Annotated in this window: 11 protein-coding genes; 2 read left to right on the forward strand and 9 right to left on the reverse strand. The window is 47.2% G+C overall.

Features of this window, described 5'->3' with window-relative positions:
- Nucleotides 1-7 precede the first annotated feature (7 nt).
- The 6 genes from EL173_RS13455 to EL173_RS13480 form a co-directional block, all read right to left on the reverse strand.
- A complete protein-coding gene (locus EL173_RS13455; protein WP_005685199.1) occupies nt 8-616 on the reverse strand; it encodes a LemA family protein in 609 nt (202 codons plus the stop codon).
- Nucleotides 617-768: 152 nt separating this feature from the next.
- Entirely contained in the window at nt 769-1,785 is a 1,017-nt protein-coding gene (trpS, locus tag EL173_RS13460) for a tryptophan--tRNA ligase (RefSeq protein ID WP_005685198.1), read from the reverse strand.
- 536 nt (nt 1,786-2,321) lie between these two features.
- Nucleotides 2,322-3,548 (reverse strand): MFS transporter, encoded by a 1,227-nt coding sequence (locus EL173_RS13465; protein ID WP_005690953.1) that lies wholly within the window; start codon nt 3,546-3,548, stop codon nt 2,322-2,324.
- Nucleotides 3,549-4,429: 881 nt separating this feature from the next.
- Nucleotides 4,430-5,755 carry a dihydrolipoyl dehydrogenase family protein gene (locus EL173_RS13470; RefSeq protein WP_020752310.1) on the reverse strand — a complete coding sequence of 442 codons (1,326 nt, stop codon included), beginning with the start codon at nt 5,753-5,755 and terminating at the stop codon, nt 4,430-4,432.
- 5 nt (nt 5,756-5,760) lie between these two features.
- Complete coding sequence (locus EL173_RS13475; RefSeq protein WP_005690949.1) at nt 5,761-6,720, reverse strand: ABC transporter ATP-binding protein; 960 nt, start codon at nt 6,718-6,720, stop codon at nt 5,761-5,763.
- Nucleotides 6,720-8,252 carry an ABC transporter permease/substrate-binding protein gene (locus EL173_RS13480; protein ID WP_005690947.1) on the reverse strand — a complete coding sequence of 511 codons (1,533 nt, stop codon included), beginning with the start codon at nt 8,250-8,252 and terminating at the stop codon, nt 6,720-6,722. Before EL173_RS13480 ends, EL173_RS13475 begins: the two co-directional genes overlap by 1 nt.
- A 691-nt stretch (nt 8,253-8,943) precedes the next feature.
- On the opposite strand from EL173_RS13480, the gene helD reads away from it, so the two are divergent.
- Together helD and EL173_RS13495 are read left to right on the forward strand one after the other, a co-directional pair.
- Nucleotides 8,944-11,232, forward strand: a complete 2,289-nt coding sequence (gene helD, locus EL173_RS13490; protein ID WP_005690943.1) for an RNA polymerase recycling motor HelD — start codon at nt 8,944-8,946, stop codon at nt 11,230-11,232.
- Nucleotides 11,233-11,355: 123 nt separating this feature from the next.
- The gene (locus tag EL173_RS13495; protein ID WP_005690939.1) at nt 11,356-12,183 is read left to right on the forward strand and encodes a LysR family transcriptional regulator; all 828 of its coding nucleotides are present in this window, start codon (nt 11,356-11,358) and stop codon (nt 12,181-12,183) included.
- Nucleotides 12,184-12,249: 66 nt separating this feature from the next.
- Here EL173_RS13495 and EL173_RS13500 read toward each other — a convergent pair whose 3' ends face one another.
- From EL173_RS13500 to EL173_RS13520, 3 genes are all read right to left on the reverse strand, one after another.
- Complete coding sequence (locus EL173_RS13500) at nt 12,250-13,221, reverse strand: TDT family transporter (protein WP_005690937.1); 972 nt, start codon at nt 13,219-13,221, stop codon at nt 12,250-12,252.
- Between the two features lie 541 nt (nt 13,222-13,762).
- Nucleotides 13,763-14,527 (reverse strand): ABC transporter permease, encoded by a 765-nt coding sequence (locus EL173_RS13515; protein ID WP_014571657.1) that lies wholly within the window; start codon nt 14,525-14,527, stop codon nt 13,763-13,765.
- Nucleotides 14,508-15,266: an ABC transporter ATP-binding protein gene (locus EL173_RS13520; protein WP_005690933.1), complete on the reverse strand. Its 759-nt coding sequence runs from the start codon at nt 15,264-15,266 to the stop codon at nt 14,508-14,510. Before EL173_RS13520 ends, EL173_RS13515 begins: the two co-directional genes overlap by 20 nt.
- Nucleotides 15,267-15,297: the final 31 nt, after the last annotated feature.

Genomic DNA, 15,297 nt, shown 5'->3' on the forward strand with positions numbered 1-15,297 from the left:
GCGCCACCTACTTCCCAGAACTGGAGCTATTGCTTGAAAAATCAACACTCGGGACGGTCTGTGCTGATGGGGTAGCTTTGAAGGTGTCCTTCTTGCCCAGTCCCATCATGCTTGCAAAGATATTCTTCGGGAAGGTAACGACGCTTTGGTTATAATCCCGAACCTGATCAATGTAACGCTTGCGTTCAACCGAGATCCGGTTTTCACTACCTTCAAGCTGCGTCATCAGCGTGTTGACCTGATTACTGCTTTGGAGGTTAGGATAGTTCTCCTTGATCACATTAATCAATGTCCCAACACTCTTATTCAGTTGATCATCGGCTTTAGCCTTGCTGGTTGTTGAGTCGGCGTTAGCATAAGACTTCCGGGCTTCAGCAATATCGCCGAAGACTTTTTGCTCCTGACCCATCTGGCCTTTAACCGCATTCACCAGATTCGGCACCAAATCGGCGCGCCGCTGCATCACATTTTCAACCTGGCTCCACTGGGCTTCAACTGCTTGGTTCTGCTTGGCCAACGAGTTATAGGTACCAATGCCAAAAATCAGGCAGATTGCAACAATGACACCAAGCACAATGCTCGTGACTGCAACTGGACTTAATCGTTTCGTTTTCATCATGGATTCTCCTCTAGTACATGCGCCGTTAATAAGACTGTTAATCGTCGTCTTCAGTTATAAACTTATTAACTCGCATCGTAATCAATTACCACTTCCTTTATATTTTACCATGTTGGTTGCATTCGACATCCGGCTTAAGACGTAATTACCTACTTAAAATAGTTAAAGCCGATCGCATCACGGACTTCTTGCAGCGTTTGATTCGCGACAACATTAGCTTTTGCCGACCCTTGCTGAAGCATTTCGGCCACTGCACCCATATCTTCGGCATAGTGGGCCCGCCGCGTCCGAATTGGCTCAAGAACCGCCTCCATCACGTCAATTAAGTAGCGCTTGATCTTCACATCACCTAAGCCGCCATGTTGATATTGCTCCTTCAACTTAGCCACCTGGTCCTTGTCCGGATCAAAAATATCCAAATAAGTGAAGACAACATTGCCTTCCACCTTACCCGGATCGCTGACATGAATGTGATTTGGATCGGTATACATCGACATAATCTTCTTTTGAACAGTATCAGCATCATCGGCTAGGTAAATGCCATTGTTCAGGCTCTTGCTCATTTTGGCGTTACCGTCAATCCCCGGCAGTCGTCCCAGACCTTTTGGCGGGAAGTAGCCTTCTGGTTCGACTAAGACATCTTTGTGATAGGTCCGATTGAACGTGCGCACGATTTCACGTGTTTGTTCAAGCATCGGTTCCTGATCATCGCCAACCGGGACCGTGGTAGCTTTAAAAGCGGTAATATCTGCCGCCTGACTCACCGGATAAATAAAGAATCCCGCGGGAACGCTGTCGCCAAACGCTTTTTGCTTAATCTCTGCCTTCACTGTCGGATTGCGTTCCAAGCGATTGACTGTCACTAAATCAAGATAATAAGCAGTCAACTCAAAAAGCGCCGGGATTTGGCTTTGTACCAAAATGGTCGTCTTATCCGGATCAATCCCGACTGCCAGATAATCCAATGCCACTTCCAACAACGAGTGACGAATCTTCTCTGGATCATTGGCATTATCGGTTAATGCCTGGGTATCGGCAATCATCACAAACGGCTCATATTCGCCTGAGTTCTGGAGCTCAACCCGATTCTTCAAAGAACCAATATAATGCCCAATATGCAACCGTCCCGTTGGCCGATCACCCGTCAAAATCACTTTTTTTGCCATGCGTGTTTCCTCCTTAATTTAAAAAAGCGTCCTATGTCATGACAACATAGGACGCAAGCGCGCGGTACCACCTAACTTGTCCGAATTTCGGACCGCTCTTGGCTTAAGGCGCACCCACCGAACGTAACGCAAACGACCCAATTTCACCTACCCTGGCCATCGACTTCTCAGCGCTGCCGACTCTCTGGCGACCATTTGGATAGGGTACTCATCGTTTGTGTGAATATGGGTTTAGGTTAGCTAAGTTTTTACTAGAAGTCAATGACAACCGAATGCCAACAAGAAAATGAACCATATTGTCATTGTTTCTGACGTTTCTTATTGGCAAGGTATCCGGCAACGATCGCAATCACAATACAAATGATAAGCACTATTTTCATGGCGTTCATCCTCCTCTGGTTAGTGTACCAGACGGGGATTTTTACGCAAAGAAAACCTTATAGCAATATAATAAAATTGGTAATTACGTCTGAAAAAGATAAGTTGCTTATGTCGCAAAGAGAGGTTTACTAACAATAGCATTAGCATTATTAAAGTTAATCCGCATCAACCTTTATTAAATCTGATATTACTTTTTTCGAAAAAACCGGTATTGCGGCGATCATCATCACAAGTCCCAAACACAAAACAATGGATGGCGTTGCGGCTAGGTGTGACAACGGTGCACTGGCAATCGCCGCAATCGGATTGGCAACTGAAAAAATCGTGAGAATAGCGCCGATCACCATGCCAATATGTTGGTTCGGTACCGAAAGCTGGACAGTGGAAAAATATAAAATCGAGCCGGTAGCATTACAAATACCATATCCGAGCCAAGCTAATACCACACCAAAAATACCCCTTTGCAACAAACTGAAAAAGCCAATCAATAATATCATGAAGCCTTGCAGAAACAAAAAATACGGGAAGCTTTTTGCAGTAAAAATTTTTGTGTCTGAGTGCTTGGCGTTAACCAGAAATGCTCCCAGAATCGAGCCTACAGTAAACGCAAGATCAACCGCATTATACATATACTTAAACTCGGAAAAAATATCAATTGACAGCTTAGGCATTAGAAGCCAAACTGTCCAGAAACAGAAGTTGGTCACTAAAGCTATCGGGACAATGACAGCAATTAACGTATTAGAACGAATAATTTTGATTCCTTCAAAAAAGTTACTGGTCTGAATTGAAAGTGATGATGATGCCTCATGATTTGCTTCCGGTGCTTGTGTACTGTTCAAACGGCCAATAAGAAAATAGGAGACGCTATAAAGGATCAACGACAGAACCAATCCTGCACCCACATTCCCGAAGAAAATAAAGATCGCAGACAGCCCAGCTGATAGCACCGATGCGAGTTGATTCGTTATGGATACCCACGAATTAGCCGTGACCAAGTCATCCCGGTCATGCACGATAGATGGCACAATGGACTCAGTAAGTGGACTGTACACAATGTTAAGTACCGAGTTGATCACAACCGTCATCATCACCCCAAGAATTGGATTATTCATCAGTAAATAAATGACAAGCCCAAAGCTAGTATTTAGAATTCGAATGAGCACAACTATCTTCAGTAATGCAATTCTGTTCATTCGGTCTGAAAAATAGCCCCCAATAAAAGTAAACAAAGTCGCGAGCATCGAGATGAGTCCCAGAAGTGAAATGTAGTTCTGGTTATGAGTCACATCATAAATGTACCAATAAGCAAACAAAACTAAGGCGCCATTTGTTAAAGTGTCAAAGAAATCGCTAAAAATAATCTGCTTGATGCGCTTCATATCATTCTCCTTAAATGAATAGGGATATTCCTCGGATAACGGAATGGTTAGATCTTTTCAAAATTCTTACCACAAAATGCGTCATTTAGTGAAAAACTTCAGATTGTAAATTTAGACTAAATGCTTTAATCGGGTAACTATTTTTGTATCTCATTCTTGCTATTATCCTGTGGGCTTCTAGAGAGAGCTAACCAGCAACGATCCTCTCCAGCAGGCAAAATAAGTGAAACTGTGCTGATAAGAATGAAGCGGTTCTGTCGCCAACAGAAAAACAGCCCTATGATCATGTGCGGAGTCCCATCTATACTCATCATCATTGACCTTATTCCAGAGACCCATCTTAAGATTGTTCGGTCTAACTGCTACTGATTGCTGGTGCCTATTTTAATTATTAAGAGCATTTTCGCTTTTTAATCTTTCTATAATGATTCTGCAACAATTGCCGAACCTTTACAAGTAGATTATCTCACCGTTATTAGTAGCCAAGCGTTAGAATGGATCACAGCAAGAATAAAAGTTAGTTTCAAGACTTATATATAGCTAAGACTGGATCCCGCCAAACGCACATCACCTTCTTTCGCTACATTACTTCTCTCATCACGCTCCAAGCCCGGTCGCTACGCTGTTTCCACGGCTGAGCCCCATCTGGCCTACGATTGCTCCGCTTTGGCACTGGAATCGTTAAAGCTCATTTATACTAAAATGAAGGAAGCCAAAAAGCGTACTATTTCTTGAAAAAAAGAAATAGTACGCTTCTATTTTGAAACAATGAATGATGCCCCCGCCTCGAGCACTCAAAAAAGGATAGACCTAGCAAACTTGATTGCTAAATCTATCCCTTTTGTTTTAACGTTCGAATTCCTCAAACCTACTTCTGCAGATTAAAACAAGTACTGCAAATCACTTTGCGCACTCGGATAAGCATAGATCCGGTTGAGATCACTAGGTTCCTGCCCGGCATCAATTGCGGCGGCAAAAGTATTGATGAGGTCTTCCGCCAGACTCGCGAGGACAACGGCGCCTGCAAGTTTGCCGGTGCTTTTATCGACAATCGTCCATACCTGCGCATCCGGGTCTTGTATGCGATTGTATGTGTACCAATGGGTTGTCTCGTTGTGAGTGACCTGATACTGCTCCGGTGCGGCTAGGGCATCTTCAAGCGCCACGCCGACTTTAGCCAGCTCTGTGGGGCCAAAGACGATGGTTGGAATCGCCGGGTAATGAATCGGTTCCTGACTGCCAAGAATTTGTTGGGCTACATAGCGGCCTTCAAAGCCAGCAACCGGTGTCAGTTTCGGTTGAGGTTTTAAGTTGACATCCCCAATTGCATAAATGTTGGCAACCGCCGTCCGCAAGTGATCGTCGACGGGAATACCGCGGAGGTCGGATTTAATCCCAGCATTGGCCAAGCCTAAATCCGCAACGTTGGCAATTCGGCCCATCGCCGTAACTGCCATATCCACGTTGAGATCAAACCCATCTGCATGCAAGTGCGTCATCGTTCCCAGTGGACTGATTTTCGTCAGTTCAACATTAGGGTGAAAATGAATCCCGGTTTTAAGCAACAGCTGCTTCAATGCCTCTGTGGCAACTTTAGGGAAAGCACGTAAAAGTCGATCGGAATGACCAATGATATGCACATCTGCCCCAGCCGCTGCGTCAATGTTAGCAAGCTCGACACTGACATAACCGGCACCAATAAACGCAATGCTAGTCGGTAATGCGTCCAAGTCCAGAAAATCACGGCTGGTTTTCAACAAATTGGCACCGGGGATATCCGGAAAACGCGGCGTATGACCGGTGGCAATGACAATATGTTCTCCGGTCACGTTTTGCGACCCGACTTTAACCATATGTTGGCCGAGCAATTGGGCGCGTCCGTATAAGGTTTTAATGCCAGTCCGTGTCAGGCCGGTTAGCGTCCCGGCCGGAATACCGGTTGTGTAACTGCGCTTAAAGGCCATGAGTGACGGCCAATCAATCTTAGCCGTACCGCTGATGCCAAAACCGTTCATCCGCAAAGCAGCATTTTTGACTTCAACTCCGCGATAAAGCATCTTCTTGGGATCACAGCCGTAATTGGGACAGGTACCGCCCCACAGATCACTTTCAATCACCAGCACCCTTTGCTTGGCGGCAAGTCCGTAAGCAGCCGCCAACCCACCGGGACCGCCACCAATGACAATCGTGTCATAATCATACGCCATTTCGATCATCCTTTCGTTTCTGTGTCCTGATCAACAAATGCACTTGCAAGATACGCCACCACACTATGCGTATCAATCACGAAAACGCCATGGTCACTCTTGACCCGCAATGTTTCATGGGCGTCCAACAACGGCAGCGCCTCGGCCAACGTTAAATTACCGCCAACTGCATGATCAGCTGATTGCTCAACCGCAAATGGTGCTAATTGACTCAATGTCACCTGCAACCCTTGATTTGCCTGCGCTCCTTTGAAAAGATCAGCAACAAAATCATTGGCTGGCTGCGTGGCAATTGCTTCCGGAGTGTCCACCTGCAAGAGCCGACCGTTATGCATGACGCCAATCCGGTCGCCGAGTTTCATCGCTTCAGCCATATCATGCGTGACAAAAACAACCGTGGTTTTCATTGCCCGATGCAAATGCAGCAACATATCCTGAAGCTGGGTCCGTGAAATCGGATCAAGCGCGGAAAATGGTTCATCCATCAACACCACTTTCGGCCGCGATGCTAAAGCCCGCAAAATACCAATCCGCTGTTGCTGGCCACCTGATAGCTCGCTGGGCATGCGATCACGATACTCGGCTGGCGGCAAGTCAACCATTGCCAATAAATCATCGGTTGCCGTGCGGATTTTTTGCCGTGACCACCCTTTCATTTCCGGAATGACCGCGATGTTTTGTGCAACTGTCATCGTTGGAAATAATGCAATTTGCTGTAAAACATAGCCTAAATCCCAACGCAAATCACGTACCTTGTATGCCATCAGTGGTTTACCGGCAAATTTGATGACTCCTGCCGTTGGATCAACCAGCCGATTGATCATTTTCAACGTGGTGGTTTTCCCACTGCCGGATGTGCCGACCAGGACGAACAGTTCCCCTTGATCGACCTGTAGACTCAAATCGTTGACAACCGGCTTGTCATCATAAGTCTTCGTGACGTGTTCCAGACTGATCAATGCCATCAGCGCACCTCCTTGAGCAAACCGTGTTGCACGAGATAGCGATGAGCGACCGTGGCCGCTTTTTGATTTTGTACACTCACGGCATAATTCATCGCCTGCATCTGTTTTTCGGTGATGTGATTGGCTAACCGGTTTAACGCCGCAACCAGTCGTGGGTGCTGCTTGGCAAACGCGGCCCGCATGAGTGGGGCCCCGCGGTAAATCGGGAACAGACCTTTGTCATCTTTCAAGGCCACTAAATGATACTGTCGCAGTTGCGCGTCAGTTGTGTAGCCATCAGTCAGGTTAATCTGCCCGCGATCTAATGCTTGATATCGCAACGAGGCATCCATGGAATCCACCTTAAATTGCAGGCCATATTGAGATTGAATGCCTTTATATCCATCTTGGCGGTCAATAAATTCCAAGTCAAAGCCAGCGCGAATTGATGGTGCAATTTTTGCCAGATCACTGATGGTTTGCAACTGATAACGCTTGGCAAAACTTGCTTTAACCACCAGTGCGTATGTGTTGTTATAGGCCATTGGTTTCAGATAAGTGAAGCCTTGCCGGGCCAACAACTTTTTGGCTAATGGATAATTATTTTTGCCTGCCGCTACCTGCTGCTGTTGGGCTGCAGAGGGTTTCGTCAGACTAGCCAAGACCGTTCCGGAAAATTCTGGGTACAAGTTGATCTTATCGGTTCGCAAAGCATTGTACAAGAAGCTCGTTTGCCCAAAGTTTGGTTTCAATGTGACCCCAACATCAGGATCGGCTTTTTGAATCAGTTCCTTATACATATGAATCAAAATATCCGGTTCGCTGCCTAATTTACCGGCAATGGTGATCGTTTCTTTCGGCGCAGTCACCCGGCTGTAAACCTGCGTGCCGACGAGTCCGAAAACCGCCAACGCCACAACCCCGACGCTCAGCTTCCAGTTAATTTTTTGCATCAAGTTCAATAACCACGAAAAGACAATCGCCAATAACGCCGCAGCAAGGGCACCCATAAGTGTCAGTGCGGCATCGTTACGGTCAATGCCCAAAAGAATGAAGGTTCCCAACCCGCCTGCACCAATCAACGCTGCCAGAGTCGCCGTGCCAATGATCATCACCATCGCCGTCCGGACGCCTGACAAGATCACCGGCAGCGCAATCGGCAACTCGACTTTAAATAGTTTCCGCAACCGACTCATCCCGAATGCATCCGCCGCTTCTTCATAGGAAGGATCAATGTCGCGCAGGCCGATATATGTATTCTGAAAAATCGGCAGCAGCGCATAGACCACTAACGCAATAATCGCCGGCAATGTTCCAATCCCGACAAACGGAATCAATAACCCCAGCAATGCCAATGAAGGAATCGTCTGCAACACGCCGGTAATCTGAAGCAAAACTGCCGCGACTTTGGCATGTGTCTGAACCCAAACCGCCAACGGAATCGCAATTACCACCGCTAAAATAAGCGCAATCAGTGATATTTCAATATGCTGTCCCAGTGCACTTAGCAATTCACCGTGGCGCTCAGCAATCGTCCGCCATAAATCAGCCATCTCGAACCTCCGTGTGATGTGATTATGTTTAAGTGTACCACCTTGTTTTCCGATGCAACAACATGAAGCAGAGTGAGCGCGAACCGGCGCGGTTAGAAGTCGGAGTGTAAGCGGCCTTAAGCGTGATGGCCCGGTTTTGGCCATTGCGCTTAAGGTCCTTACACGCAGACTTCTGCGCCGGTGAGCGCGTTATGGGCGTAAACCAGAACGTATGTGGCCTTAAGCGTGGTGGCTGGGCTTTGGCCATTGCGTTTTAGATAGAGCCTGTTCTCAACTCTATTCTAATTAAGTGATCTCCGATACTCCGAGCTGGCTCCGCGGTGGCTGGGCTGGAACGTGGTGGGCACGACTTCGAACCCGCAAAAACCGCGGTTTCGAAGCTCGGCCTTGGTCTAAAGCGGAGAAGCCCACTCCGCTTAAGACCAATTTCACCACTGAGCCCGCCACCGCTCCGCCAGCTCTTGCTTTCTATCTTAATTTCCAAACAAAGCGTCTCATATTACTGTTGAAATCATCTAGACAAATTTGTCTTTGCTTGCCCAGAACGTGTACACTTTACTTTTCCCTCAACCGGGCGTAAGATTATCGACACTATTTTAAACACGATAATGCATTTGCTAGTGCAGGATTCGATCGATTTGATCCTAGTCACATCAACGCACGCATACTAAATCGGAGAGGAGCGCCGGTTATGAAGAATGCAACGAAAGCAGAAGAACAGGCACGGGTCACGGCGGTCATTGCGAAACTAAAAGCGAGGTTGGCTGCCATCCATGAGCAAATCGAAGCGGCGCACCGTGAAACCAGTCGCATCGAACGGGCATATGGCGAAAACACCAAAGTCAACGTGACTGAAGTCGATGATCAAATGGAAACCAACGCCGCCGTTCAGCAACAAAAAGTCATGGTTGCACGGGCGGTTGAAAATGAAACCATCCTTAAACATGAAGGCGATCGCTTAACTTTATTGGCAGACAACCCGTATTTTGGCCGCATCGACATTGACGAAGACGGCGAACCGGATACGCTTTACATTGGCACCGCGACCTTCATTGACGAAGATGGCGATTTTCTGGTTTATGATTGGCGCGCCCCGATCAGTTCCATCTATTATAACGGCACGCTGGGGGATGTGACCTATGAAACCCCAGCTGGCGAGCAGCACGCGACATTGAAAAATAAGCGCCAATTTCAAATCGAACACGGTCACATCAAAACCATGTTTGATACCAACGAAACAGTAGGCGATGAGATTCTGCAATCGGTGCTTGGTGACCAATCCGACGAATATATGAAAAACATCGTCGCCACCATTCAGCGCGAACAAAACGACATCATTCGCGATACCTCCAGTGACTTGCTAGTCGTTCAAGGCGTCGCGGGCTCAGGCAAAACCAGTGCGGTCCTCCAGCGGGTTGCCTACTTGCTTTACCACAGCCGCAGCGATTTGGATGCCGACCAAATGGTGCTCTTTTCTCCTAACCGGCTTTTTGCCAACTACATTTCCCAGGTTTTACCAAGCCTAGGTGAAAAGAATATGCGTCAGGCCACCTTGTTCGAGTTCCTCGCCAATCGTTTTACCGGCCTGCATGTCGAAACCTTATTTGAACGGTACGAACACGATGCAGCCGGTTTACCGCAAGCAGCCGAAACCATTCGCCGCTTTAAAGAAGCTCCTAGCTACTTACAAGCCATTGCCGATTACGCCAACGATCCGGATCGTGTTCCTCATTTCATTGACGTTGAATTCAATGGTGAAGTCTTCTTTTCTGCCACCACGATTGCCAATATTTATCAGTCACAACCGACCTTGATGAAACCCATCGACAAATTCACGGCGACCAAAAATGCACTGATTAAACAGTTAAACGCTCGTATTCACGACGAAGCCACGCACGACTGGGCTCAACTGCGCGTCTCTGACTTATCCCAAACCGAATTAGAGACGTTGACAGCCGATCACGAGTTTGCAACCGGAGAAGACGAGCAACAATTCGTTTCCGAAGCCATTGTTGCAAAAGCCTTCGCACCAATTTACGACGCACTGTACAATGATCATTTTTATGACGTCTTCCAGGATTATCAACAATTCATGGCACAGATAGCAGCCCCGGTGAATGCGCCGATTTGGCAGACGATGATCACTGCCTTTAGCGACGGCATTGAAGCCCATCACTTACGCTTAGAAGACGCGGCTCCTTTGCTTTATCTGCGCGACCTGAGCACTGGCAGCGGCCAAAATAGTTTGATTCAGTATGTGTTCGTTGATGAAATGCAAGATTTCAGTATGGCGCAATTGTTATATCTGAAACATGCTTTTCCAAAGGCCAAATTAACGTTGCTCGGGGATGCCAAGCAAGATGTCTTCACCAGTAATTACCAGCCCAGCGACTTCATCCACGAAATCAAGGACGTTTTTGCCGGTTATAAGATCCGTTTGATTACGTTGAACAAGAGTTACCGGTCAACCCAACCGATTACGAACTTTGCCAAAGCCTTGTTGCCAGAACACGACCACATTCAAGCCTTTAATCGCGCCGGAGATATGCCTGAGGTTTTGACCGTTTCATCAGCGGAGGCCACTGCTGCCTTATCGCGTTCGGTCACGCGGTTACTGACAGTTGACAGTACCGTGGCCATTTTGACCAAAGATGCCAAAACCGCTGCACAACTTTACGCCACACTCAAGCTCGATACGCCGGTCACGTTACTGTCTGCTAACGACCACAGTCTGAAAAATGGGTGTGTCATCTTGCCGGTTTACCTGGCTAAAGGACTTGAGTTTGATGCGGTTGTGGGCTGGGACATTTCCGCAACCACTTACCGCAATGAAGCCGATCGCGATATTCTCTATACCCTTTGCTCGCGTGCCTTGCATCACTTAACACTTGTAACGTTGGATGCACCAAGCCCATTAATTACTGCATTGCCGACCGATCTATATCGGCGAACCGGCGATGCTTCGGAAGCTCGAGTTTAAGGCCACACAAACGCCCTTGTCGCAAAAAGACAAGGGCGTTTGTTTTATTCGTGATTATTATGATATTTTATTAACATCATCGTTTAATTTAAAAACTTAATAAAAACTCCGGAGGCCATTTAATTGTTTAACTTATTACGCACCTTCATGGCTGTCTATGAAACTCGCAGTTTTTCATTGGCGGCTGAGCATCTTTTTACGAGTCAGCCCACCGTCTCCCACCACATTCAGCAGCTTGAACACGAACTCAATGTCACACTTTTTGAACGCAACAAGCGCAGCGCCACCGTACCAACTGCCGCAGCTGATATTCTGTACGATTTTAGCGGCAACATGTTAGCCGAATGGGACAAAACCAAACAGGCACTGCAAAACACCACGGCGACAACCACGGTCACCTTACATATCGGCATATCCCAAAGTGTCGCGGCCGTGCTGTTTCCTAGCTTAGCGCGCGATTTGAAGGCTGCTTTTCCCTACCTACAATTCGATGTAGCCGTCTTAAATTCCCTCCAGGTTGTGAATCAGCTGGAATCGCGGCGCCTTGATCTCGGCTTTATTGAACAGCCATTGACACTTAAAGGTGCTACCAGAACGACCTTGTGTTCCGACCAGCTCACGGTCTCGGGCTGGCCCACCGGTACCTGGATCACCCGCGAAGAAGGTTCCGGCATGCGCTATTACACAACTGCTTACCTACAAACAACCGGCATCACACCCAAACACCTGATGACCGTCAATAACAACGCTATGCTGCGGGCCTTGGTCCAAAATGGCGTGGGTCAAGCGCTATTATCCGATCGCATCGCTCCGCCTGAAGCCCCGCAACAAGCCATCGGGAAAAAGTTTCAACGACATTTTTATCTGCTGCAGAAACCGAGTGCTCACTGGCCGCATAAGCAAGCGATGCTGGATAAGATTATTGATCTGGCTAAGGTAGCCACAAAATGATGCGCTGGATTTATGCTGTTTAAAGGCAGAAAAAACGTCACAAAAGCTGTCTCATCGCCTTTTCGACTATTCAATAACCTTCTGCGCGTCTTGAGCAGCAGCCTTAACCCCTTTTCGAATCCGCCGCAGAAAATGCAGATAATGACCGGTTACAAAGACTAGCATCAGCGTTGCCGCGATCCACTCACCCCATTGCAGGACACTCATCAGATCATGCACTGTGCCATTCTGGGCAAAAGCCGCAATATATTTGGTCAATGCGGTGGCGGAAATGACCAAGGGGAACGTGAAGGCCGCAAAACTAGGGTAAAACGACAACCGCGTATACTGCCGAATACTAACCAACGTAATGAAATATAAACTCTGCGCAAAAATCAGCATCCCTGTTGCCAGCCAGAAGTTAGGGTGGTCAAAACTGGCCAGATAACCGGTCAGACACAACGAGGCCGGGGCTGCCATAATGGTTAATAATGGTTGAGTCGCTTCGGGCAAAGGCACATGCCGTAACCGGTGAAGCACAAACGGAAACAAGGCAACATAAATCACCAACGCCATCCAGAAAAGCGGCTGACCTAGCGCCGGTACAAATTGACTGCTGGTCACCGGAATCACGCCCAAGCCAACAAACGTGACAAACCAGCTCGGGTAAATCATTCGCCATGCTTTCGGTTGTGAAATCAAATGCCGCAGAACAAAGAAAATCATCAACCCAAAGTGAATCGCCACCGCCATCAGCCAAACAATCGTCGCAACCGGCAACGGCATCCCCCAAGCAACAAAGTAAGTGCACAAGATCATCAGCGTCATTGAAAAAGTTGGCGAAACCGAAGCAATAATCGGATCCTTCAAACTACCAGCAGCATGAAGCGGCGTCAAACAAAGCTTCAGCAAAACCAATCCAAACAACAACCCAGCTACGATCCCAGTCAAATCACCAACCAACTGCCAACCAGCTAATTTATACAAATTCCCCAACGAAGCCAACCCCAACGTCAACCCCGCCATGGGTAACGGTACCTGCTTTAAAAAATTACGCATAACATCCTCCTGAGCGTGAGCTGGCGCGGTTAGGGATCGGAGTGTAAGTGGCCTTGGGCGTGATGGTCGCACTTTGACCATTGCGACCAAGGTCCTTACACGCAGATCCCTGCGCCAGCGAACGCGTTATGAGCGCGAACCGGCGCGCTTAGAAGTCGGAGTGTAAGTGGCCTCAGGCGTGATGGCCCGCACTTGGCCATTGCGACTGAGGTCCTTACACGCAGATTTCTGCGCCGGTGAGCGCGTTATGAGCGTGAGCTGGCGCGGTTAGAGATCGGAGTGTAAACGACCTTGGGCGTGATGGCCGCACCTTGACCATTGCACCCAAGGTCCCCACACTTCGATCCCTGCGCCAGCAAACGCATAATCAATCACATGCTCCCCAGTCTAACAAGAACAGCTAACATCAACCAAATGAATCTTTTGCATCGTTAATATTCATGAATCGAATATCAGCCCTAGAAAAAAGCGTTGGTAAATCAACCTTTCGCTGATGCCAACGCCTATCGACTTGTTACTTGCCATCAGGACGACCATCAATTTAATAAACAAGCTTTTTTTCGACCAAGTTGATTGGAATTAGCGCAATTATTAACAATACAACGAACAACCAAACCAGATTAGCCAATTGACCACTCAAATTACCATCAGCTAATCCGCGAATTAGGCCCACCGCATGGGTTAACGGCGAAAACCAGCCAACCTGTTTCAACCAGCTGGCCACATGACTCAACGGGAAAAACGTGTTGGAAAACATAAACATGGGTTGAATAACCAACATCGTGTAATAGTTCAGATAATCTCTGCTAGGTGCCATCAGTGTGAAAGCCAGTCCCAAGAATCCAAACAGGGTACCCGTAATAAACAAAACCATTGGAATTAACATTGCCCAAAAACTGCTAATGGTTCCCATCAGTAGCGCCACTAGCATAAATAGTGTCCCGAAGATGACGCTCCGGATACCGGCCCAAATAGCTTGACCGACAATGATATCCGGCAGGCTGATCGGACCGGTGCTCATTTCATAATATGTTTTGTCTAAATGCATCTGGATATAGGCATTAACCGTGCTCTCATTGTTGGATGCGTTCATCGCCGTCCCAGCAATCAAGCCTAACGTAATAAACTTCAAGTAAGGCATCCCGTCTACTTGGCCAACAAAACTGCCTAAACCCAAACCCATCGCTACTAAATACAGGATCGGATCAAACAGATTAGGAAAAATAGAGATTTTAAACAACTTCTTGAAGCTCATCCAATCACGATAGATCACATGACCGATGCCTTTAATCTTGAGTTTGTTCAATATCTTCCCGCCCCTCATCAAAATTTGTCATTTTCAAGTAAGCCTCTTCCAGCGTGGCATAACCATACTTTAGCGGAAGTTCTTTAACAGGAGCTTCTGCTAAAGCAACGCCATGATCAACAATCATAACGTTGTCCGCCAACGCCTCGATTTCATCAACATAATGCGACGTGAGTAAAATGGAAACGCCGCGTTTTTTTAAATCATTGATTCGGTGCCAAAAGACATGTCTTGATTGAATATCAAGCCCAGTGGTGGGTTCATCTAGAATGATCAGTTTAGGATCATTGATAAGCGCCCGCGCCAAGACTAAGCGGCGACGCATCCCTCCTGACAGACTGGTTGTTGCTTTATTTTGGTAATGAGACAACCCAACAAACTTTAACAATTGCTCGGCTTTTTCAGCAGCCACTTTAACCGTTAAATCAAATAAGATACCATGAGCGATCATATTTTCTTTAACGGTCAGCGTTGTGTCCAGTAAGTCATCTTGCATAACCACCCCAATCGTCCTTTTAGCTAATCGAGGTTGTTTAACAATATCGATCCCGTTGATAAAAATTTTCCCGGAAGTAATGGCGGTCGTCGCATAAATCATTTTTAAAGTTGTCGATTTACCAGCGCCATTAGGTCCCAAGACAGCTAACGTTTTCCCGCGATCCAAGGACAGTGAAATGCCTTTAACTGCCTCAAAGTTTCCATAACGCTTAACTACTTTTTCAACCTGTAAAATTTTCACAGCCGGACACCTCCACTAGCGAAACAAATAT

It is taken from the genome of Lacticaseibacillus rhamnosus, assembly GCF_900636965.1.
GTDB lineage: Bacteria > Bacillota > Bacilli > Lactobacillales > Lactobacillaceae > Lacticaseibacillus > Lacticaseibacillus rhamnosus.

Excerpts from the sequence above, each read along its gene's own strand:
- EL173_RS13455 (WP_005685199.1), bottom strand. The coding sequence starts at position 616 with ATGAAAACGAAACGATTAAGTCCAGTTGCAGTCACGAGCATTGTGCTT.
- trpS (WP_005685198.1), bottom strand. The coding sequence starts at position 1,785 with ATGGCAAAAAAAGTGATTTTGACGGGTGATCGGCCAACGGGACGGTTG.
- EL173_RS13465 (WP_005690953.1), bottom strand. The coding sequence starts at position 3,548 with ATGAAGCGCATCAAGCAGATTATTTTTAGCGATTTCTTTGACACTTTA.
- EL173_RS13470 (WP_020752310.1), bottom strand. The coding sequence starts at position 5,755 with ATGGCGTATGATTATGACACGATTGTCATTGGTGGCGGTCCCGGTGGG.
- EL173_RS13475 (WP_005690949.1), bottom strand. The coding sequence starts at position 6,720 with ATGGCATTGATCAGTCTGGAACACGTCACGAAGACTTATGATGACAAG.
- EL173_RS13480 (WP_005690947.1), bottom strand. The coding sequence starts at position 8,252 with ATGGCTGATTTATGGCGGACGATTGCTGAGCGCCACGGTGAATTGCTA.
- helD (WP_005690943.1), top strand. The coding sequence starts at position 8,944 with ATGAAGAATGCAACGAAAGCAGAAGAACAGGCACGGGTCACGGCGGTC.
- EL173_RS13500 (WP_005690937.1), bottom strand. The coding sequence starts at position 13,221 with ATGCGTAATTTTTTAAAGCAGGTACCGTTACCCATGGCGGGGTTGACG.